The 20,388-nt window shown below is 52.5% G+C and carries 21 protein-coding genes; 14 read left to right on the forward strand and 7 right to left on the reverse strand.

The window, feature by feature from the left end:
* Nucleotides 1-73: 73 nt before the first annotated feature.
* The 4 genes from AEST_RS01705 to AEST_RS01720 are packed head-to-tail and all read left to right on the forward strand — an operon-like array spanning nt 74 to nt 4,462.
* On the forward strand, nt 74-2,506 hold the full coding sequence (locus AEST_RS01705) for a TonB-dependent receptor domain-containing protein (RefSeq protein WP_008606615.1): 2,433 nt from the start codon (nt 74-76) through the stop codon (nt 2,504-2,506).
* Nucleotides 2,493-3,119: a PepSY-associated TM helix domain-containing protein gene (locus tag AEST_RS01710; RefSeq protein ID WP_008606616.1), complete on the forward strand. Its 627-nt coding sequence runs from the start codon at nt 2,493-2,495 to the stop codon at nt 3,117-3,119. Before AEST_RS01705 ends, AEST_RS01710 begins: the two co-directional genes overlap by 14 nt.
* A gap of 26 nt (nt 3,120-3,145) precedes the next feature.
* Nucleotides 3,146-3,637, forward strand: coding sequence for a DUF2271 domain-containing protein (locus tag AEST_RS01715; protein WP_008606617.1), 492 nt, complete (start codon nt 3,146-3,148; stop codon nt 3,635-3,637).
* Between the two features lie 27 nt (nt 3,638-3,664).
* On the forward strand, nt 3,665-4,462 hold the full coding sequence (locus AEST_RS01720) for a DUF4198 domain-containing protein (RefSeq protein WP_008606618.1): 798 nt from the start codon (nt 3,665-3,667) through the stop codon (nt 4,460-4,462).
* A 79-nt stretch (nt 4,463-4,541) separates the two neighbouring features.
* Here AEST_RS01720 and AEST_RS01725 read toward each other — a convergent pair whose 3' ends face one another.
* Complete coding sequence (locus tag AEST_RS01725; protein WP_008606619.1) at nt 4,542-5,015, reverse strand: GNAT family N-acetyltransferase; 474 nt, start codon at nt 5,013-5,015, stop codon at nt 4,542-4,544.
* 167 nt (nt 5,016-5,182) lie between these two features.
* Here AEST_RS01725 and AEST_RS01730 point away from each other — a divergent pair, with 167 nt between their 5' ends.
* A complete protein-coding gene (locus AEST_RS01730) occupies nt 5,183-7,165 on the forward strand; it encodes a PhoX family protein (RefSeq protein ID WP_008606620.1) in 1,983 nt (660 codons plus the stop codon).
* On the opposite strand, the gene AEST_RS01735 is transcribed toward AEST_RS01730, so the two are convergent.
* The 3 genes from AEST_RS01735 to AEST_RS01745 form a co-directional block, all read right to left on the reverse strand.
* Nucleotides 7,162-8,058, reverse strand: a complete 897-nt coding sequence (locus tag AEST_RS01735; protein WP_238534532.1) for a DMT family transporter — start codon at nt 8,056-8,058, stop codon at nt 7,162-7,164. The two genes, AEST_RS01730 and AEST_RS01735, sit on opposite strands and share 4 nt — an antisense overlap.
* A gap of 73 nt (nt 8,059-8,131) precedes the next feature.
* A complete protein-coding gene (gene cysM, locus AEST_RS01740) occupies nt 8,132-9,016 on the reverse strand; it encodes a cysteine synthase CysM (RefSeq protein WP_008606622.1) in 885 nt (294 codons plus the stop codon).
* A gap of 14 nt (nt 9,017-9,030) precedes the next feature.
* On the reverse strand, nt 9,031-9,780 hold the full coding sequence (locus tag AEST_RS01745; RefSeq protein ID WP_008606623.1) for a TrmH family RNA methyltransferase: 750 nt from the start codon (nt 9,778-9,780) through the stop codon (nt 9,031-9,033).
* Between the two features lie 194 nt (nt 9,781-9,974).
* On the opposite strand from AEST_RS01745, the gene AEST_RS01750 reads away from it, so the two are divergent.
* Nucleotides 9,975-10,340: an HPF/RaiA family ribosome-associated protein gene (locus tag AEST_RS01750; protein ID WP_008606624.1), complete on the forward strand. Its 366-nt coding sequence runs from the start codon at nt 9,975-9,977 to the stop codon at nt 10,338-10,340.
* Between the two features lie 51 nt (nt 10,341-10,391).
* Here the strand turns inward: AEST_RS01750 and AEST_RS01755 are convergent, their stop codons facing one another.
* On the reverse strand, nt 10,392-12,044 hold the full coding sequence (locus AEST_RS01755) for an amidohydrolase (protein WP_008606625.1): 1,653 nt from the start codon (nt 12,042-12,044) through the stop codon (nt 10,392-10,394).
* Nucleotides 12,045-12,364: 320 nt separating this feature from the next.
* On the opposite strand from AEST_RS01755, the gene AEST_RS01760 reads away from it, so the two are divergent.
* A complete protein-coding gene (locus AEST_RS01760; protein WP_008606627.1) occupies nt 12,365-13,726 on the forward strand; it encodes a peptidoglycan DD-metalloendopeptidase family protein in 1,362 nt (453 codons plus the stop codon).
* Nucleotides 13,727-13,821: 95 nt separating this feature from the next.
* Here AEST_RS01760 and AEST_RS01765 read toward each other — a convergent pair whose 3' ends face one another.
* The gene (locus AEST_RS01765; RefSeq protein WP_051030603.1) at nt 13,822-15,354 is read right to left on the reverse strand and encodes a S10 family peptidase; all 1,533 of its coding nucleotides are present in this window, start codon (nt 15,352-15,354) and stop codon (nt 13,822-13,824) included.
* Nucleotides 15,355-15,592: 238 nt separating this feature from the next.
* Here AEST_RS01765 and bfr (AEST_RS01770) point away from each other — a divergent pair, with 238 nt between their 5' ends.
* From bfr (AEST_RS01770) to ykgO, 6 genes are all read left to right on the forward strand, one after another.
* Entirely contained in the window at nt 15,593-16,066 is a 474-nt protein-coding gene (bfr, locus tag AEST_RS01770; protein WP_008606631.1) for a bacterioferritin, read from the forward strand.
* Nucleotides 16,066-16,533, forward strand: coding sequence for a bacterioferritin (bfr, locus tag AEST_RS01775; RefSeq protein ID WP_008606632.1), 468 nt, complete (start codon nt 16,066-16,068; stop codon nt 16,531-16,533). Before bfr (AEST_RS01770) ends, bfr (AEST_RS01775) begins: the two co-directional genes overlap by 1 nt.
* Nucleotides 16,534-16,766: 233 nt before the next feature.
* Entirely contained in the window at nt 16,767-17,375 is a 609-nt protein-coding gene (locus AEST_RS01780; protein ID WP_008606634.1) for a superoxide dismutase, read from the forward strand.
* A gap of 6 nt (nt 17,376-17,381) precedes the next feature.
* Nucleotides 17,382-18,260: a ZIP family metal transporter gene (locus AEST_RS01785; protein ID WP_008606635.1), complete on the forward strand. Its 879-nt coding sequence runs from the start codon at nt 17,382-17,384 to the stop codon at nt 18,258-18,260.
* Between the two features lie 88 nt (nt 18,261-18,348).
* A complete protein-coding gene (locus AEST_RS01790; RefSeq protein ID WP_039924847.1) occupies nt 18,349-18,612 on the forward strand; it encodes a type B 50S ribosomal protein L31 in 264 nt (87 codons plus the stop codon).
* Entirely contained in the window at nt 18,609-18,734 is a 126-nt protein-coding gene (gene ykgO / locus AEST_RS16925; RefSeq protein ID WP_083840379.1) for a type B 50S ribosomal protein L36, read from the forward strand. Before AEST_RS01790 ends, ykgO begins: the two co-directional genes overlap by 4 nt.
* A 48-nt stretch (nt 18,735-18,782) precedes the next feature.
* Here ykgO and AEST_RS01795 read toward each other — a convergent pair whose 3' ends face one another.
* Complete coding sequence (locus AEST_RS01795; protein ID WP_008606640.1) at nt 18,783-19,373, reverse strand: hypothetical protein; 591 nt, start codon at nt 19,371-19,373, stop codon at nt 18,783-18,785.
* Between the two features lie 223 nt (nt 19,374-19,596).
* Between AEST_RS01795 and AEST_RS01800 the strand changes: the two genes are divergently transcribed.
* Nucleotides 19,597-20,346, forward strand: coding sequence for a ZIP family metal transporter (locus tag AEST_RS01800; RefSeq protein ID WP_008606642.1), 750 nt, complete (start codon nt 19,597-19,599; stop codon nt 20,344-20,346).
* Nucleotides 20,347-20,388 lie beyond the last annotated feature (42 nt).

The raw sequence follows: 20,388 nt of genomic DNA on the forward strand, positions 1-20,388 counted from the left end.
TGATCTTAATAATGATAATGGTTATCATTTGCGCCATCTTTTAGGGCGGGAAGCCATTACAGGAGTTAGGTTAATGTTGTTTGCTGATAAGTCACTGCTTCGTCAAAGTGCTTTGGCGCTGGCTATCGCCAGTGCGCTGAGTAGTCCAGTTACCCAAGCGGAAGAGGCGGCCGGTAGCCATATAGAGGTGATCGTGGTAACAGCCTCGGGTTACGAACAGAAGCTGGTGGATGCACCGGCCAGTATCTCGGTGATTACTCAGGAAGAGTTGCGGGCGCGGCCCTACACCACACTGTTAGATGCAGTTAGAGATCTGGAAGGTGTCGACATTGGTGAAACGCGCGATAAAACCGGCCAGGGTACCATTAGCCTGCGCGGTATGGGCGCGGATTATACCCTGACCCTGGTTGACGGTAAGCGGCAGAATAACCATGGCGATATCTATCCGAATGCTTTTGCTGGCAATCAGTTTGGCCATATTCCACCGCTGGATGCCATTGATCGGATTGAGGTGATCCGCGGCCCGGCGTCAACCCTGTATGGCGCCGATGCGCTGGGCGGCGTGATCAATATTATTACCAAAAAGGTCACCGAAAACTGGAGCGGCTCTGTGACCCATAGCCGTTCAAAACAAAGCGACAGTGCTTACGGCGATGATATTACCACCGACTTTAACGTAATGGGCCCGTTGATCCCCGGTGTATTGGGCATGGCAGTACGCGGCAGCGTCTATAATCGTCTAAGTTCGACGCCAGAGTATGCGCCTGTCGTTTATCCAAATGGTGAAACTCGCACCCGCTCGCTGGGTTTTGGCGGTGGTGGCAAAACCGTAGATAACGAAAACCGGGTACTGGGTGGGCGTTTAAGCTGGACGCCGACCGCGCAGCAGACGATTTGGTTTGATATCGAGTCTTCAACGCAGGACTATGACAATACGCCCTTTATTAATGCTAATGGCGTGCGCGAATTCCCGCTCGGTACTGTAGATAATATCAATACCATCTGGGCGGCCGGCTTTTTCTGTAAAAACGGTGTCGGTAGTCGTGAAGCGGCTTGCGTACAAAGTGGCGGCACCTGGGCGCGGCGCGCTAACCCTCAGGTCGGCTACAGTGAAACCCAGGAGTTTACCCGTGATACCTGGTCGCTGACTCATGAAGGCAAATGGGACCAGCTCAACAGCTTTATCTCGCTCTCTTATGTCGATACTAATAACAACGGTCGAACTCTGCCTTTTAGTGTGGCAGAGCGGGCGTTGCTGCTGCAAATGATTGATGGCACGGGGTCTTACACTGGTTTAACCGAAGCGCAGCGTAAAGCATTGGCGGAAGCGACCTTCCTGCCGCGACCGAAGCGGGTGATGAATAGCAATCAGTATACCCTGGACCTGAAAGTCGACTTTCCGTTTGAAGCCGCCGGACGGCATACCATGGTTATGGGGGCGCAACTGATCCGTGGTGAACTGGAGGATGGCGTTTTTGGGATTGAAAGCGGCACTCCGGGGGCAGTACAGAAACATAATATGTGGTCCCTATTTGCTGAAGATACCTGGGATCTGACCGGCGCTTTCTCGCTAACTGCTGGCCTGCGGCACGATGATCATCAAGTCTTTGGTAATCAGTTAAGTCCGAGAGTCTATGGTGTTTATACGCTAAGCGATGCCTGGACCATTAAAGGTGGCGTCAGTACCGGCTTTAAAACACCTAAAACTACTCAGTTGTATGATGGCGTAGTCGGTTTCGGCGGTCAGGGCACCTCGCCGATGTTTGGTAACCCGGATTTAAAACCGGAAACCAGTGTATCGACCGAGCTGGCGGTGTATTGGAGTCATCCAAACGGGCATAACGTTAACGCCACAGTGTTTAAAAACGATTTTGATGACAAGCTCGCATCCCAGCCTTGCGGTGCGGGTACGAGTATTGTCTGTACTGAAACCGGTGAATTTGCCGAACTGGGTTATGCCACCAGCAGTAAGACCGTCAATATTGACAAGGTCACTATTCAGGGCGCTGAGCTGGCGGGCCGGGTCGAGTTGCTGGCACAACTGGCGCTGCGTGCAAACTATACCTATACCGATAGCGAACAGAAAAGCGGTGCGTTAAAAGGCCGTCCGCTGGGTAATACCGCCAAACATATGGCTAACCTGACATTAAGCTGGCAGGCCAGCGATATGTTAAATCTGTTCTTAACCTCTGAGTACCGCGACCGGCGCTACCGCTCCTGGGATACCGTGAACAACGAAGCGCTGTACTTTAAAGGCTATAACGTGCTGCATCTGGGTGCGGCTTATCAGGCCAGCGATGCGGTGAGTTTTAATTTCCGCATCAATAACCTGCTGGATAAAGACTTTACCTCATACAACATTGTGTTTACTGAGTGTAATGATACCGCCGCCAGCTGTGTTCGCGATAGCAGTGGCCAGAACGGTTACAGTGCCGCCTTTGTTGATGATTTCAACAACAAGGACAAAAGTCGCAATTACTGGGTAGGGATGAATGTCCGCTTCTAATCGTAAGAAGCCGGCAGCAGCCATGGCGCGCCTGATGCGCGCCCTACACACCTACAGTGCAATGTGGGTGTTGTTGTTACTGCTGTTTTTCTCTGTTACCGGCATCACCCTTAACCATCCGGACTGGCAAAGCAAATGGGGAGCGCGACAGCAGTTGCAGCAGTTGCCGCTGCCTGAACCTCTGCAGCATTGGCCACTTACCACGCAGCAGCAGGAATATGCAACAACGCTGGTGGACTGGTTGAAACGCACTCATGGCGTCGCTGGCATCAGCTGGCAAGCCCGTTTTGACAGCGATGAACAAACCCTGGAGCTGAGCTTTAAACGACCAGCGGGTTTTGCCGTAGCCCTGGTGGACTTTTCTGCCGCAGAAATAGAGCTGGAGCAACAGTTTAACGGCTATCTGGCGTTGGCAAATGACCTGCACAAAGGGCGGGATAGCGGTGCCCTGTGGAAAGCCCTGATTGACATTACCGCTATCGCCTGCCTGTTGTTTGCGCTGACTGGTTTTTATCTGCTGCTGAAAATGCCATCGAAAAAGCAGTTAGGTAACGCCCTGGCTTTGCTTGGCGGCGTGATGGCCGTGCTGGCGTATCTGCTGGCCTTTCACTAAAGCCGATCATTAACAAGGAGAACATTGTGAGAAAACCGCTATTTGCCCTGGCATTGCTGCTCGGCCTGGGCAGCCAGCCGCTGTCGGCGGCACAGGCCGACATTGTGCTGACGATCCCCGAGATTGCTACGGCGCAGTACTACCGGCCTTATGTCGCTGTCTGGGTGGAAGACGCCCAGCAGCAACCGGTAAAACTGATTGCCCTGTGGCGTAAGGAGCCTGACTGGCTAAAAGATATCCGCCGTTTCTGGCGCAAAATTGGCCGTAGTGATACTGCGCTGGTTGATGCGATGACCGGTGCCACCCGCACCCCCGGTCAGTACCGGTTAAGCTGGGACGGCACCGATGATCAGGGGCAGGCGCTGGCCCCTGGTGCTTATACGCTCTATGTCGAAGCCTCGCGGGAGCAGGGCGGGCGTAGCCTGCAAAAAATTGATTTTCAGTTAAATGGTCAACCACAACAACTGAATGCGGCGGCGGCTGAAGAGCTGGGGCCGCTGACGCTGACGCTTAAATAAGTGACTAAACAGAAGAAGGATATAGCGATGAAGAACTTACTTACTGCTGCCATGCTGGCACTTTTTAGCCAGGCGAGTCTGGCCCATACCCTGTGGGTGATGCCAAGCCATTTTATATTATCTGGCGAAGATACCTGGATTTCGGTCGATGTGTCTGCCGCCAATATGACCTTTGTCGCCGATAAAGGGGTGTCGCCGGACAATCTGAGTCTGGTGTTTCCCGATGGCATCCGGCATAAGTTTAGCCAGAGTTACCAGGGCAAACGCAAATCCCAGGCCGACCATCAGCTGGTGCAGGAAGGCACTTACCTGATTGAAAATGGTGGCCCGGCGCGCTACTTCACTATGTTTGAGGTGAACGGCGAGCGTAAGCGCATTATGGCGGATAAGCGGGCGGCGGCTAAAGAGCTACCGGCTGGCGCGACTAAGGTGACGACCAGCCGGGGGCAGAGTAAAGCCCTGGCGGTGGTGACGGTAAAGGCACCGAATCGCACTGCGCTGGACCCGAAAGGGGATGGCTTTGAACTGAACTTTATTACCCATCCGGCGGATTATGTGGCAGAGGATAAGATTGAATGGCAACTGCTAATGGACGGTAAACCCGCTGCCGGTGTTAAGGTCGAGCTTTCTCAGCAGGATGAGTTGTACCGTAATGCGGCCGGGCGTCAGACGCTGGAAACGGATAACGCGGGTAAACTGGCTTTTATCCCGGCGCAGGCAGGTCGTTACCTGATCGAGGCCAGCTATCAATCAGCAGAAAAAACTGAACTGGCAGATCAGATCCGGGCGACACTGACCCTGACTTTTGAAGTCGGTTTACCTTAACAGTAGCCTACTTTTACGGGGCCTATCTTTAAAGGGGATTAAGGCGACGGCTGTCTGTGCGGGCAGCCGTCGTCGCACTTTATGCTGTTGCAGTCTGCTGAAAGTACTTAATCATCTGTAAATGCGGAATATCGTCTTCCAGGTAAGGCTCACTGGCGGCACGGAAACCGAGATCTTCATAAAACCGCTGCAAATAGCACTGAGCTGAAATATAAATATCCGTTGCCGGCCACAATTCATTGGCCACCGCCAGCGTACGCTCTACTAACACCCTGCCAAGCCCCAGGCGGCGTGCCGTTTGTGACACACAAACCCGGCCAATGCCCGGATAGCCGGCAAAGCTGACGTTGGGGGCCAGTACTCTGGCATAAGCAATCACCTTGTCGCCTTTCTTCAGCAGCACATGGCGACTTTGCGGCTCTAAATCCTTTTCATCTAACTCCGGATAGGGACAGTTTTGTTCGACGACAAACACATCCACCCGCAATTGCAAAAGGGAGTACAGGGTTCGCGTGTCCAGCTCGTCGAAGGTCAACACCTGCCATTGCATCATTTGGGTTCCTCTGGTTTACTCTTTTTTACTATAGCAAAGCAGACTGGGCGACGACCAGCCCGCTGTGCTGCGAAATAGCCCGAGCATAGCCTTGGTCGTCACAAATTTGCAATCAACTGCTGGCATATTAAGACTATTTTCCCGAATGATAATTATGGCGAACGTGAATGACTAAATCCCAGCAAGTACACTACGACATTTCTGGCGTTGAGCCACAGGCAAATTTTTCTGATAACCCCAGTTTTCAGCAGGTCGTCGCGCAGCGGTTAGATCGGCGCCAGTTTTTGCGCGGTGCCATGGCACTGGCGGTCGGCAGTTTTATTGGTACTAGCCTGGTAGGTTGCGCTACTAAGGTTAGCGCCGTCAGTTCAGCAGTCAAACAGGGTTTAATGGGCTTTGAAGCTGTGGCGGTAAACCGTTTTGACAGTGTCACTGTGCCAACGGGTTACACTGCTAAGCCATTTTTACCCTGGGGCACACCGCTGCTGGACGGCGCGGCGCCCTATAAAGCGGATGGCACTAATACCGCCGCCGATCAGGAAAAACAAATTGGCTCGCACCATGATGGCATGCACTTCTTCCCGATTGATTTAAAGGATGGTGGCACGGACTCGGGTGAAGGTTTGCTGGTGATGAACCATGAGTACTGCGATCCGATGATCCTGCATGCCTTTGGTGGTGCCGGTTTACCCCGGCAGGCGGAAGAGGTGCATAAGGAGTTGGCGGCACATGGCGTTAGTGTGGCGCATATCAAACGGGATGATAGTGGTCAGTGGCAACTGGTTAGCGGCAGTCAGTACAACCGTCGGATCACTGGCATGACACCGATGCAGCTGACTGGCCCGGTGCGCGGTCACGCCAAGGTGCGTACTCAGTACAGCCCGGATGGCACCGCCACCCGCGGCACACTGAATAATTGTTCGCATGGTGTCACCCCCTGGGGCACCTATCTGACCTGCGAAGAGAACTGGGCGCTGCTGTTTGTAAACCGTGATCAGCGGATGCCGCGTGAGCATCGCCGTTATAGCGTGTCAGATTTTAATAGCATTATGCATTGGGAAACGGCGGCCAGGCAGGATCCGCTGCTGGCGCGTTTTGATGCATCAGCGGTTGCCGAAACTGCGGAGCAGGATTTTCGGCATGAGCCCAACACCTTTGGCTGGATTGTTGAGATTGACCCCTTTAACCCGAGCAGTGTACCGGTTAAGCACACGGCCATGGGGCGCTTTGCCCATGAAGGCGTGATTTTCGCCAAAGCAGAAGCCGGCAAGCCGCTGGTCGCCTATTCCGGCGACGACTCACGTTTTGAGTATATCTATAAATTTGTATCTAAAGAGCTCTATGATCCGGCAACGGCCGGTCCGCATCTGCTGGATAACGGCACCCTCTATGCCGCCCGCTTCAATGATGATGGCAGCGGTGAATGGCTGCCGCTGGACCTGGCAGATGCCGACTTCCGGGCCAAGGCCGAGGCGGCCAAGGTCGAGTTCAGTGATCAGGCTGATGTGCTGTTAAATACCCGGTTAGCGGCTGATATCGCAGGAGCTACCAAAATGGACCGGCCGGAATGGGGCGCGGTGCACCCGCAAACCGGCGAAGTATATTTTACGCTGACTAACAATGATCAACGGCATAGCTCACAGCTCAATGCCGCCAATCCGCGAGCCAGCAATAGCCAGGGCCATATTATCCGCTGGCGTGAGCAGGCACAGCAGCGCTTTAACTGGGATATCTTTATGCTAAGTGGCGACGTCTTTACCTACACGCCGCAGCATCAGTTTATGTTGACAGCTGAGAATCACCACGCCTCGCCGGACGGGCTTTGGTTTGACCCTAATGGCTTGCTGTGGATCCAGACCGATATGTCGGGCAGTCAGCTCAGTGGCGGGGCCTTTGGTAACAACCAGATGCTGGTCGCTGATGTGGCAACGCATCAGATGAAACGCTTCCTGGTGGGGCCGGTGGGCTGTGAAATCACCGGCGTGGTGATGACGCCGGACTGCCGTACTATGTTTGTCAATATTCAGCATCCGGGGGAGGGGTCAGGCCCGTACAGCTTTAGCAGTACCTGGCCGGATCGCGGTACCCGCAGGCCACGCTCGGCAACGGTAATTATTACCAAGGATGATGGCGGCATCATCGGCAGTTAACGGATCAATAGGGCGATACCCGCTACGGTTAGCACGGCGCCTGCCCAGGCGCCCCAGGCTGGCCGGCGGCGGTATACCAACCATAGCATAGGTAGAATCAACACCGGGCTGACAGAGGAAAACAGCGCTACCATACCGGCATCACCACTTTTTAGCGCCTGTAGAATTAACGTCATGCCCAGCACCATCGACAGGCTGGCGTTAATAAACACATAGCCAAAGATTTTCGGTGTCAGGGGTAAATAGCTTTTCGCAATACGCCAGCCCAGTAACCAGACCAGCAGGTGTAACGCAAAGCCGGTGCTCATCCGCACGGCAGAACCGGCTATTGCATCCAGGCCCTCTACCATCAGCGGTTTCAGCATCAGGGTTGAGACGGCCTGACAGAGTGCCGACAACAGCGCCAGTGCCACCCCGCTTTTCATTGCCGCGGGTGACGCCTCCCACTGATGTTGCTCTTCACGTCTTTTACCAAAGGAAATAGCGATCATCACGCCGCCAACTAACAGCCCACTGCCAACCAGCGTCATACCCCACAGCGTTTCACCGAGAAACAGATAAGCCAATAGCACCGAAAACAAGGCATGGGTAGCGAACAGCACACCAGCGCGGCGTGGCCCTAAGCGGTTCATCGCGGCAAAGAGCGCAGTATCACCGATAAAGATGCCAATTGCACCTGACAGGATGAGTAACAATACCTGGGGCAGTTGCAGACTTTGCCAACTGCCGGTGGCGAAGCTCAGCAGCCACAGCAGCGACATGGCAATCAGCATTCGGTAGCGGGTAAAGGCAAAGGCACCCAGATGCGTTGCCGCCTGCGCCGACAATAAACTGCCAAAGGCCCAGCAGGCAGCTGCCAGCAGCGCCAGATATTCGTATGACAAAAGGGCCACTCACTTAGCCGAAAAGGCCCTTATTATACCGCCAGCCGGTAGTTTAGCGTGCGGGCTTTAAGAACATTTTATGCTAATAAATACCGGATGATAAGTAACGGTCACCGCGATCACAGATAATCGCTACAATCACCGCATTATCCAGCTGCTCTGCCAGTTTGATCGCCGCATAAACAGCGCCACCTGAACTGACACCGGCACAGATGCCTTCTTCCCGGGCCAGCCGGCGCATCATCTCTTCGGCATCTTTTTGGTAGATATCGATTACTTGATCGACGCGCTCAGGCTCAAAAAAGCCCGGCAGGTATTCTTTGGGCCAGCGGCGGATGCCGGGGATACTGGCGCCATCTGCCGGTTGCAAGCCAATAATCTGAATCGCCGGATTTTGCTGCTTTAAATAGCGGGAGGTGCCCATAATGGTGCCGGTGGTGCCCATGCTGGAAACGAAATGCGTAATGCAGCCATGCGTTTGTTGCCATAACTCTGGGCCGGTACTGACATAATGCGCCGCCGGGTTATCAAGATTATTAAATTGATCCAGTACTATGCCCTTGCCCTCGGCCTGCATTTGTAACGCCAGATCACGCGCGCCCTCCATTCCCTGCTCTTTGCTCACCAGGATCAGCTCGGCACCATAGGCGCGCATCGAGGCTTTGCGCTCTTCGGTGGCGTTCGCTGGCATAATCAGCGTCATCGGGTAACCTTTAATGGCGGCTGCCATCGCCAGCGCGATACCGGTATTGCCGCTGGTGGCTTCAATAATCCGATCACCGGGTTTGATAGTGCCACGCAGTTCGGCCTGCACAATCATATTCAGCGCTGGCCGATCTTTTACTGAGCCGGCTGGGTTATTGCCTTCCAGCTTGCATAGTACCGTGCTGTTGGTATGGTTCGCCAGCCGTTGTAAGCGGACCAGCGGCGTATTGCCCACATAGGCTTCAATAGTCGGAAAGTTCATAGCCAGTTCCCGGTTCAGGCGCCGCTTAAGCGACGCAGATTATCGCAAATAATAGCGCAGGCAATACCAACATTCAGCGATTCCGCCTGACCAAAGGCCGGAATCGTCACTTTACGGCTGATATGCTGACCGACAGCTGCGCTGATGCCATTGGCTTCATTACCCAGCACCAGGTACCCCCCGGGCGCAGCCAGCGCTAACTGATGCACCGACTCTCCGCCCAGGTAAGCGCCATATACCGGACGCGCGGCGTGTTCCAGCAGCGGTACTAACGGCTGATAATGCAACTGCACCCTTAAAAATGATCCTTTGGCGGCAGCAATGACCTTGGGATTAAAGGCATCCGCGGTATCCTCGGAGCAGAGAATGTGCCGGATGCCGTACCAGTCGGCAATCCGAATAATGGTCCCCAGATTACCCGGATCGTTAATGCTGTCTAAAACCAGCACCCACTCGTGAGGTGCCGGTGGGCTAAAACTTCGTTGCGGTATCCGTACCACCGCCAAGGCGGCATCATTGCTGCTAAAGGTGCCCACCCGCTCCAGCTCGCTACTGCTGCAGCTTTGTAGTAGGTCAGCGCGTTGACTGTGCACACCGTGCGCGGAAAGAAAGCTTTCAGTGGCAAATAAGGCGACGACCGGCCAGTCTGACTGTAACAGCTCCAACACCGCTTTCTCACCTTCGACGAAGAACAGTTGCTCGGCTTTACGATGCTTTTTCAGGTGCAGCGATTTAATGAGCTTGGTCCACTTATTACTGATCATGCGCTTATATTTGGGCTGTAAGGTATAGCGCTATTTTAACCAGTCTTGCCAAAGATGTCTGACTTTCTCGCTTTATTTTCTGCGTCAGCCCTTGAAGTTAGCGCCAAGCGGTGCCAATTATTCGTTAAGACGACGCAACCTATCGACTAAAACGGCGTCTTACTCTGCAGTCCCTATTGCCACAGGAGTGACCTATGCAAGTTCAGATTAACAGTGACCGCAATATTCAGGCGGATGAGCGCCTGGCCGAATTTGTCCGCGATACGCTACAACATAAATTACAGCGTTTTGCAGATCACCTGACCCGGGTTGAGGTACACCTGAGTGATGAAAACGGTAGCACCAAACACGAAGGTAACGACAAGCGCTGCTTGCTGGAAGCCCGCCCGCAAGGGCTGGAGCCGGTAGCGGTAACCGAGTTTGCCCCGACAGTGGGGCAGGCCATTACCGGTGCGGCTGACAAGCTACAGCGCAAATTAAGTACGGTTATTGGCAAATTACGTGATAAGCAAAGCCACGGCCAGCGCCCGGACTTTGTAACAGAAGACGAAGTTAACTGAGGTTAGTTCAGGCCCGCCACCAGGCGGGCCTGAACCTTACTGCTATTTTGGTTAGCGGCTAAAACGTAGCTGACCGTGGATCCAGGTTTGCTGAGCGCGGGTTTGCCACAGTTGTTCTGCCGGTATCGCAAAAATATCGCGGTCGACCAGAATAAAATCAGCCCAGCTACCCGGTGCCAAGGTGCCCATTTTGTCTTCCTGAAAGGCACCGTAGGCGGCATCAACGGTAAAAGAACGCAGTGCTTCAACTAAGGTCAGGCGCTGTTCTGGCAACCAGCCACCAACCGGCTGATTTTGCTGATCTTGCCGGGTGACTGAGGCGTGTAAACCATGAAACGGATTTGCCAGCTCTACCGGAAAATCTGACCCCCCGACAATAATACTGCCCTGATCAACAAAGGTGCGCCAGGCATAGGCACCACGTAAGCGGGATACGCCAAGCCGGTCGCCGGCCATATTCATATCTGACGTAGCGTGTACCGCCTGCATCGAGGGCAGAATGTGCAGCGCTTTAAAGCGCGGAATATCCTGTGGTGAGACAATCTGCGCATGTTCGATGCGATGGCGGCCAGCGGCGCGCTGTTCGGCTGAGGCCAGCAATTCAAAGCGATCCAATACCAAACGGTTAGCCCGATCGCCAATCGCGTGCACATTGGCCTGATAGCCGGCGTTAATGGTCAGTCGCATAATCTCAGTCAGGGCATCGGGTTCGGTAACTAATAAGCCGCGCTGGCCGGCCTGATCGCTATAGTCAGCTAACAATGCCGCACCGCGGCTACCCAGGGCACCATCGCCATAAATTTTTACCGAGCGGATATCCAGCCAATCAGTCGGGTCGTCAACGATGCCGTTAGTCAACCATTGCTCCAGTGCCGGATCCTTGGCTGATAGCATCGGGTATACCCGGACGCCCAGCGCCTGCTCCTGCTGTAATTGCTGATAGAGCGCGACCAGTTCGCTGCTGACACCGGCATCATGCACTGCAGTGATCCCCAGTTCCTGCAAATGGGCAAATGCTGTTTGCAGTGCGGCTCTTTTATCGTCAGTGCTGGGGGCAGGGATTTGTTGCTGTACCAGGTACATGGCGTTATCAATTAACACACCGGTCGGTTCGCCGGCGGCATCTCGGATAATTTCTCCGCCTGGTGGATCCAGGGTGTCTTTGCTGATACCGGCCAAGGCCAGCGCTTTGCTATTGACCCAGGCCGCATGGGCGTCGATCCGCACCAGATATACCGGCTTATCCGGTAATAGTTCATCCAGTGTCTTTTTCGCCGGAAAAGCATTGCTATCCCATAACACCTGATTCCAACCGCGGCCAACCACCCATTGCTGTTCCGGGTTCGCGCGGGCAAACGCCGCGACCTGAGCCGCCGCAGCCTGTTCACTGCTTAGGCCCCGCAAGTCGGCTTGTTTCAGATATTCACCCAGCCCCAGTAAATGGCCATGGCCATCGATTAAGCCCGGCAGCAGGGTTTGTCCCTGACCATCAATCACCCTGGCCTTTGGATAGTCGGCAGCAATGCCGGCTGCGCCGCGAGCCAGTACCTGGCCGCTTTCATCATCAAATACCAGCGTCTGGAAGTTCACCAGTTGCCGCTGCTGGTCAAAACCATAGCCCTGAACATTTTTCAGCACCACAGGCGCGGCCGACAGGCCAAAGCTTGTCAGCGTAGCGAGTAATAACAAGGGTTTAAGTTGCATACGGGATCCTGCTGTTAATTTTGACATCAATATAACAACAAAGTAGCGGCCGTTCATCTGATATGCGGTGAAGTCGAAGTTAAAAAAGTTGTATGATTTTTCGCCGCATTCTGGTAAAAGTTTTGTCTGGGATATAATACAGGGCATAAACGCTTGTCGTGCTATGTCGCCAGGTGGCGGGTGCAATTATCGTTGCTATGTCATAGAATGAACTTATTGAGGGTACGGTTATCTTAGGTAGCCAGAGTCGGCCGCCGCTGATAGCAGGTTGCGCCAGCGCCATCCACACTAAAATTAGAATAATGATTACGATTTAATTCATGCCGAACAGTTTAATTCAACAATTCCGGGACCGTGTGCCCGTGCTGCATCAACGGTTGATGCTGGGCTGTGCGCTGGGCTTGAGCGTGTTGCTCGCCTGGCCGCAGCCTAAGCCAACACAGAGTAGCCTGGGCTTTATGCCGTTAATGCTGGGTATGGGGCTACAACATGGGCCCCAGCAGCTGCAGCAATTTCCGGTGGCCGAGCTTACCGCCTGGTTGCAAAGCCAGTTGCATATTGCACCCGCCGAAGATCCCTTTATCAAAGTTTATAATATCCGTGCCGGTGATAGCCTGAGCCGGATCTTTGCCCGCTATGGCCTGAACTACCAAACTGTACAGCAGGTGATGGCGGCAGACGAGTCCTTGCTGGCGTTAGACGTACTGCGCCCCGGTAATCGTCTGACCCTGCAGCTGGATGAAAATGGCCAGCTACAGAGCATGGAGTTGTATGTGCATGCCGGCAAGAAAGTGCTGTATAAACGTGAAGCCGCCGATGAATTCAGTTATCAGGAACTGCTGGATGAAGGAGTATGGCAAAATACGATTCTGGTGGGTGAAGTCTTTGGCAGCTTTTACGCTTCAGCCCAGCGAGCTGGTTTGAATGATGCTGATATTTACAATATTAATCAATTATTTAAAGAGCGGATTAATTTCGCCCGCGACTTGCAAGCCGGAGCCCAGTTTCAGGTATTGCGCAGTGAAAACTTTGTTGGTGAAGAAAGTACGGGCTTAAGCCGGATTGAAGGCATCCGTATTCTAAACCGGCGTCAGACGTTAACCGCCTTTATGCATGACGACGGCCAGTACTATGATGCCAATGGCGATAGTCTGGAGCGGGCTTTTTCGCGCTTACCTCTGGCTAGCCAGGTCCGGGTTAGCTCACACTTTAATCCACGCCGTCTGCACCCTATTACGCAACGGGTGTCGCCGCACAATGGTACCGATTTTCCGTTACCGATCGGGACGCCGATTATTGCACCGGCCGACGGGGTAGTGACCCGGATTGAAAACCATCCGTTTGCTGGTAAGTACATTGAGATCCAGCATTTTGGTAACTATAAAACCCGCTACCTGCACTTAAGCCGCTTTTTGGTTCAGCGTGGGCAACGAGTGACGCGGGGACAGCGTATTGCCTTATCCGGCAATACCGGGCGCTCCACCGGACCACATTTACATTATGAGCTGCATGTGAATAACAGACCGGTAAATCCGATGACCGCGCATATCCCATTGGCGCGTCCGGTACCAGCAGAATCCAAGGCCGCTTTTGCTGCCCGGGTGAAGCAGCTGACGGCGCAGATGGAGCAACAAACCCTGTTAGCCAAACAGCAAAGCGCCGAACAGGAACTGGCAGACTAAGTGAGTTACCGTAGATCTCAGACCTAAAAAAGCCCCCGCTGTTGCGGGGGCTTCTGTTTCAAATACTGACGGCACTCGGCAGTAACAATTACGGTTTAGTATTTAGCGGGCTGGCCAGCAGCGGGTAATGATTGCAGGATAAACTCGCGCAGATCATCATTTGATTTCTTTAAATCTTCATAGCGTAAATACATCATATGGCCGCTGCGGTAGCCTTTGAAGCTGAGGCGATCTTTCATTTTACCGCTCGGGTCCAGCTGCCACATATTGTACTTAGCATCAAAGTAGTTAGTGGCGCCGTCGTAATAACCTGCCTGCGTCAGCACCCGCAGATAGGGGTTTTGTGCCATCGCCTGGCGCAGGTTTTCACCGGTATTGTCGTTACTGCGGTCCCACGGGTGCACATTGCCGAACATATTGTACTTAATATCGGTTTTATAATTCAGCTCAGTGCGCAGATAGTGATTAATTGCCGGGGTAAAAGAATGTAACCAGGAGGTCAGCTCGGCCCAGTAGTCCGGGCTGGCACCGACATCATTTTTATCGATCCCCAGATAACGTGAATCCAGCCGGCCAACGGTTTGACCACGGTCGCGTAATAGCTCTTTCCAGAAGTAGCTGGTGCTGATATCCAGATTAGAACGCAGCACATTCTGCACGCTGATACCGGAATAACGGCTAACCTGCTCGGCAATACGTTGCTTGTCCTGTGCCGGCAGCGAATTGCCGCGGGCCAGTGCTGGCAGGTATTCGTTCAGCGTAAAGTTTTCAACTTCCGGCAGAATATCATACAGATCTTTTTGTTGTAGATCGGCCGGCAGGGCTTGGTGATACCAGGCCGTCGCGGCAAAGTATGGCAGGCGATTGGCAGCCTTGACCGGGCCCTGACGTTCAATGCCAATATCGGTCGGCGACACCAGGATCACACCATTTAAATACATCCACTGATTGTTTTGCAGTGCCAGCGCCAAACCGGCGACCCGGGTAGTGCCATAGCTCTCACCAATCAGAAATTTAGGCGACGGCCAGCGCTCGTAGCGGGTGACAAAGCTGTTGATCCAGCCGGCAAGGTAGTTAACGTCAGCATTGACGCCAAAGAACATTTTCTGTTGTTGTTCACGGGATGGCATTTTACCGTCTGGCCCGGGCAGGACACGCGAATAACCGGTATTAACCGGATTTACAAAGACGATATCGGCGACATCGAGTACCGAGTAAGGGTTGGTTTTTACGCCGTATGGCTGAATAGGGTAGCCTTCGCTATCAATAATCAACGCTTTGGGGCCGGTGTAGGCGATATGCATCCAAACTGATGCCGAGCCCGGACCACCGTTAAACGAAATCAGCAAGGGGCGCTTGCTGTTATCCTTAATATCAGTGCGCTGATAGTAGGTATAAAACAGCGTAGCAGTGGGATGGCCATTGTCATCCCACACCGGCTGGGTACCGGTATAAGCTTTGTAGCTGATCCTTTGGCCGTTAATCTGCGTGCGGTGTTCGGTAACCACCACACTATCGGCGTCGATACTGATGGCTTCGGTTTTGTTGTTAGCCAGCGCCGGTAGCGCGGGGCCTAGTGTTAAACCCAAACCCAGCAAAAGGGGCAGGGCGTAGCAGGATAGTCGCATAATGTTGTCCAAGGTCGATAATGAAAATCTTATGCTTACCATAACGTTAAATGCCAGCGCTGCGAAGCAACTTGCGATTGGTTGCAGATTTACAGGACGGAGGGCTGTGCTGAGCCTGGTTGACAGTAGAAATGCAAAGCATTCTTAATTACATATTGCTGATATTAAACATAATTTTGCTTAACTGCACGGTTTGAACTAAGCTTAAAGCCTGCTTTTAATCTAGCCGGAGTCTGCTATGCACGGTCATCCACAGGTACTCAGCAAATTGAATGAAGTACTGACTGCCGAATTAACCTCTATTAATCAGTATTTTCTGCACGCCAGGATCTATAAAAACTGGGGGCTAAAAGCCCTGAATGATGTTTGCTACAAGAAATCTATCAAAGATATGAAGCAAGCCGACGAACTGATTGAGCGTATTCTGATGCTGGAAGGGTTACCGAATTTGCAGGCGCTGGGTAAGCTCAGGATTGGTGAAGATACGCCGGAGATGCTGCAATGCGATCAGGATTTTCAGCTGGAGCAATTGCCGTTATTAAAGGAAGCGATAGCACTGTGTGAGAGTTTGCAGGACTATGTTAGCCGGGATCTGTTAACGGAAATCCTGGAGTATGAAGAAGAACATCTGGACTGGCTGGAAACGCAACAGCATCAAATTACGGTGATGGGATTAGCCAATTATCTGCAAGCGCAGCTGGGAGGTGAATAATGCAGGGTAGTCCGAAGGTAATCAGTGCCCTGAATTTGTTGCTCGCTAATGAGCTGGCGGCAATGGATCAATATTTTATTCACTCCAGAATGTATCACGACTGGGGCCTGCACAAGCTGTTTGAGCGCATCGATCACGAGTTCGACGATGAAAAAGGTCACGCTTCGGCGCTGATTGAGCGCATTATCTTTCTCGGCGGCACGCCGGATATGAGCAAACGCGATGCCATTCAGGTCGGGCAGACGGTGCCGCAGATGTTGCAGAATGATCTGAATGTTGAGTATGCGGTGCAAAAGCTGCTGAAACAAAGCATGGCCTTGTGTGAACAGGAACAGGATTTTGTGACGCGTAATATCCTGCAGGGGCTGCTGGACGATACCGAAAATGATCACGCGCATTGGCTGGAGCAGCAACTCCGCCTGATTAAACTTCTGGGATTAGAGAATTATCTGCAATCGCAGCTCTAATGGATAGCAGTACTCGCCATCTCGAATAGTACCGCTGAGCTGTGTTGCAGGCAGCGGTGACAATCCAAAGCATGCCGGCACTGTTCATGCCTGAGCCGGCAACGCAATCTTTTCCAATCCTCTAACCAACACATCTGTAGTCCTCCTTTGGCAGGTAATAACCACCAGTTTGGCTTGCCTTTTATCTTTTTGCAAATGATAATGATTTTCAATACGACAAAAAGGAGTGCAAGATGCCGTTCCAACTACCTGCTTTGCTCTATGCTTATGATGCACTGGAGCCTTATATTGATAGTCAGACCATGCAAATTCATCATCAGCGCCACCATCAGAGCTATGTTAACGGCTTAAATCAGGCGCTTGCCGATACTGAGTACGCTGACTGGACTCTGAATGCGTTGTTGCTGAATATTGCCATGCTACCGGTATCGATTCAGACTGCAGTAAGAAATCATGGTGGCGGGCATGCCAACCACGCCTTGTTCTGGCAGGTTATGTCACCCGATGGCGGTGGAGAACCTAAAGGTGAACTGGCCAAAGCCATTCAATGTGATTTTGATAGCTTTGCCGCCTTTAAACAGCAATTCATCCAGGCGGCTATCAGTCGTTTTGGCAGCGGCTGGGCCTGGCTAGTGATGACAGAAGAAGGGCGCTTAATGGTGACCAGTACCGCGAATCAGGACAGTCCGCTGATGGAAGGGCTAATTCCGCTGCTCGGCCTTGACGTTTGGGAGCATGCCTATTACCTGAAATACCAAAATAAAAGACCTGATTATGTGGCGGCCTTTTTTGAAGTCATGAACTGGGCAGAAGTCGCAAAACGCTTTGAGTTAGCGGAGTAATTAGCCATGCAACAGGTACTTCCCGCCCGTTCTGTGCTGCGCCGGCTAAGCGGCTGGACCATCCTGCTGGCTGGCACGGCTTATGGGTTAAGCCAGTTCGTGCTGTTACTGCAGCAACAGCCGGCAGTGCGTTACGCCTTTTATGCCGGGTTGATCGCAGCGGCAGCGACGGCATTGGGGACTTTGCCTGCTTTAGTCTCAGCAAGGCTGTCGGCCAGAAGTAATGCCGCGATGTTGGGATTTGGTGGTGGTGTCATGCTCGCCGCCAGTATCTTTTCGTTATTGCTACCTGCGCAAACGCTGTTTACTCAATACAGTAGCGCTTTTGGCCATTACTATCTGGCGCTGGCCTTAGTTTCAGGTATGGCATTGCTGCTGCTGTTAGAGCGACTGATCCCACACGAACATTTTATCAAAGGCTCTGAGGGGCAGCAGGCGTTGGCACTAAAGCGTAGCTGGTTATTTGTGCTGGCGATAATGTTACACAACATCCCGGAAGGACTCGCGATCGGCGCGGCCTATGCCGGTGGTGAAGCGGTGGGCGCCACAGCCTTGGCCATGGGTATCGCTATTCAGGATCTGCCAGAAGGTTTAGTCATTGCAATGGCGCTGCTGGCGGTTGGCTACCGGCGGCGAACCGCGGTACTGGTGGGGAGTCTATCCGGCCTGACAGAACCGATTATGGCAGTGTTGGGAGCTAGTGTATTGGTGACAGCGAGCGTCTTTTTACCCTGGGGGCTGGCGCTGGCTGCCGGGGCAATGTTGTTTGTGATTAGCCACGAAATTATTCCGGAGTCACACCGGCAGGGACATGAACTGTCGGCAACGCTGGGCTTGTTACTAGGCTTTATTCTGATGCTATTGCTGGATAGTCAGTTTGGCTAAAGTGTGACAATATCGCATATATTTATTGTAGTGATAATTATTTGCATTTAAAATGCAGGATTAGATTGATCTTTACACGGAGATTGTTATGAAACCTGCAATACACCCCGAGTATCGTCCGGTACTATTTCATGATATGGCGGTAGATACGTTCTTTTTAGTTGGCTCGACCATTAAAACCACCCGCACTCACACCTGGACTGACGGCAAAACTTATCCTTATGTTACTTTGGATATTTCCAGCGCCTCCCACCCTTACTATACCGGTAAGCAAAAGCAGGTGAGTAATGAAGGGCGTTCAGCGAATTTTGATAAGAAATTTGGCCGTTACGTCAAAGGTGGCACAAAATGAAGATACTCGCTTCGTTAAAAACAGCAAAAAATCGCCACCCAGACTGTCAGGTTGTAAAACGACGCGGCAAATTGTACGTGATCTGCAAAACCAATCCGCGTTTCAAGGCACGTCAAGGATAAGTCATTGAGAGGCTTTGCTGCGAGTCGCCACACGCAGCAAAGTTAATCTCATCCGCAGCGGATATAGATTAATTGAAACCGAATCGCCTGTTGCTGCAGCCAGTGATAGCAGGCGCGAGACACGCAATCTGTGGTGACACAGTGCAGGTTGAGGCTGTCGTCCGTATCCCAAGATTCTAACACCTGAAAACGTCCCGCTATTAGCCTGGGCTGGCTGGCCAGCCAGTCATTTAGCGCTGATGCCGGTATTTGACAGGCTTGAGTTAAATCAACACAGGAAAGAGCCTGACAGAGCGGCACCCGTTGCCGTGCAAACTGTACTATCTGACAGCCACTAAGTCTGAGTCGGGTTAACCAGAGTGCCACCTGGCTATAGCTATTCTGAGGTTGTAATTCCAGCAGTGTTGGCAATACAAGCCTCTCTGATGGCGATTCCAGCTTCAGCATAAACTCGTACCCCGCGCTATGTTCAGCCAGACAGCGATAACCGAGAATGCGTAAATGTTGCCAACCGGCAGCAGGTGGAAATAACACCTGTTGTTGACAGGGGGCGGGCGAGCTGTTGCTGCGTAACGATGGCCAGCATTCGGCCAGGATACCAAGCGCTTTCTTCAGGGATCCGGCTGCCAGCAATGGCATAATTAATTTTCCTCCAAAAAAAGGGCAAGCAAGCTTGCCCGAACAATGCAGGACGAGCCACAAAGACCAGAGAGATGCCATCCATGACCGGCTCTTAATCCGTTGCAGAGAGTATAGCGCGGCTTTTTGTAAATGCAAATAGTTATCATTAATAATTTGTGTCAGGCAGCAGCATCGGCTACACTAGCAAGTGAAATGTTATATTATCACAATTTGGTGTCTTATGCTGCAGATCGTCTTTGCCTGTTTCCTGGTTTGTTTGGTATCGCTAAGTGGTGGCTTGTTGCTGCGGTTGTTCGGTAGCCTGCTGCACAGCGTTATCCCTTGGTTGTTAGCGGTGGCCATCGGCGTATTGCTTGCTGATGCGCTTTTTCACTTATTACCCGAAGCCCTTGCCAGTTCGGCGACGGTCTGGCCCGTTCTAAGCTGGCTGGTCGTAGGGCTGGGCGTATTCTTTCTTTTCGAGCGGGGACTCAACTGGCAGCATCGCGTTTTTCACCGCGCTTATCCGCCAGCCATGGCCAGTTTTGGCTGGGTAAGCCTGAGTGTTGATGCTCTGCATAATCTGATTGACGGCGCCCTGATTGCGACCAGCTTTCTGTTAGATCCGGCCTTGGGTTGGGCGACGACGCTGGCGATTCTGCTGCATGAATTGCCCCAGGAAATCAGTGATACCGCCATTTTGGTGGCGGCGGGCGCGAGTTTGAAAAAGGCAGTTGGCTTGAATTTGCTGGCGGCGAGCACTGTTTTTATCGGTGCCGCTTTGGTGTTGAGTTTGGGCCAGATCCTAACTTTGCCGGTAGCAACCTTGTTGGCTATTACGGCCGGGGGCTTTATTTACATTGCATTATTCGATTTATTGCCCAGATTGCAGCGGCCGGTAAATATCAGAGTCTTGGGTTTGCAAATCTCCTGTGTAGCAGTCGGTATGGTGTTTATCGAGGTTTTACATCTGTTAAACGCACATCATTAAACCCCTGCATTGTTATATCATCACAAAAGTTGTATATTGTTA

Source organism: Alishewanella aestuarii B11, assembly GCF_000280055.1.
Lineage (GTDB): Bacteria > Pseudomonadota > Gammaproteobacteria > Enterobacterales > Alteromonadaceae > Alishewanella > Alishewanella aestuarii.

Excerpts from the sequence above, each read along its gene's own strand:
- AEST_RS01745 (WP_008606623.1), bottom strand. The coding sequence starts at position 9,780 with ATGATCAGTAATAAGTGGACCAAGCTCATTAAATCGCTGCACCTGAAA.
- cysM (WP_008606622.1), bottom strand. The coding sequence starts at position 9,016 with ATGAACTTTCCGACTATTGAAGCCTATGTGGGCAATACGCCGCTGGTC.
- AEST_RS01800 (WP_008606642.1), top strand. The coding sequence starts at position 19,597 with ATGCTGCAGATCGTCTTTGCCTGTTTCCTGGTTTGTTTGGTATCGCTA.
- AEST_RS01765 (WP_051030603.1), bottom strand. The coding sequence starts at position 15,354 with ATGCGACTATCCTGCTACGCCCTGCCCCTTTTGCTGGGTTTGGGTTTA.
- bfr (WP_008606631.1), top strand. The coding sequence starts at position 15,593 with ATGCACGGTCATCCACAGGTACTCAGCAAATTGAATGAAGTACTGACT.
- AEST_RS01730 (WP_008606620.1), top strand. The coding sequence starts at position 5,183 with ATGACTAAATCCCAGCAAGTACACTACGACATTTCTGGCGTTGAGCCA.
- AEST_RS01790 (WP_039924847.1), top strand. The coding sequence starts at position 18,349 with ATGAAACCTGCAATACACCCCGAGTATCGTCCGGTACTATTTCATGAT.
- AEST_RS01705 (WP_008606615.1), top strand. The coding sequence starts at position 74 with ATGTTGTTTGCTGATAAGTCACTGCTTCGTCAAAGTGCTTTGGCGCTG.
- AEST_RS01795 (WP_008606640.1), bottom strand. The coding sequence starts at position 19,373 with ATGCCATTGCTGGCAGCCGGATCCCTGAAGAAAGCGCTTGGTATCCTG.
- bfr (WP_008606632.1), top strand. The coding sequence starts at position 16,066 with ATGCAGGGTAGTCCGAAGGTAATCAGTGCCCTGAATTTGTTGCTCGCT.
- AEST_RS01750 (WP_008606624.1), top strand. The coding sequence starts at position 9,975 with ATGCAAGTTCAGATTAACAGTGACCGCAATATTCAGGCGGATGAGCGC.
- ykgO (WP_083840379.1), top strand. The coding sequence starts at position 18,609 with ATGAAGATACTCGCTTCGTTAAAAACAGCAAAAAATCGCCACCCAGAC.
- AEST_RS01755 (WP_008606625.1), bottom strand. The coding sequence starts at position 12,044 with ATGCAACTTAAACCCTTGTTATTACTCGCTACGCTGACAAGCTTTGGC.
- AEST_RS01720 (WP_008606618.1), top strand. The coding sequence starts at position 3,665 with ATGAAGAACTTACTTACTGCTGCCATGCTGGCACTTTTTAGCCAGGCG.
- AEST_RS01725 (WP_008606619.1), bottom strand. The coding sequence starts at position 5,015 with ATGATGCAATGGCAGGTGTTGACCTTCGACGAGCTGGACACGCGAACC.
- AEST_RS01785 (WP_008606635.1), top strand. The coding sequence starts at position 17,382 with ATGCAACAGGTACTTCCCGCCCGTTCTGTGCTGCGCCGGCTAAGCGGC.
- AEST_RS01760 (WP_008606627.1), top strand. The coding sequence starts at position 12,365 with ATGCCGAACAGTTTAATTCAACAATTCCGGGACCGTGTGCCCGTGCTG.
- AEST_RS01710 (WP_008606616.1), top strand. The coding sequence starts at position 2,493 with ATGTCCGCTTCTAATCGTAAGAAGCCGGCAGCAGCCATGGCGCGCCTG.
- AEST_RS01780 (WP_008606634.1), top strand. The coding sequence starts at position 16,767 with ATGCCGTTCCAACTACCTGCTTTGCTCTATGCTTATGATGCACTGGAG.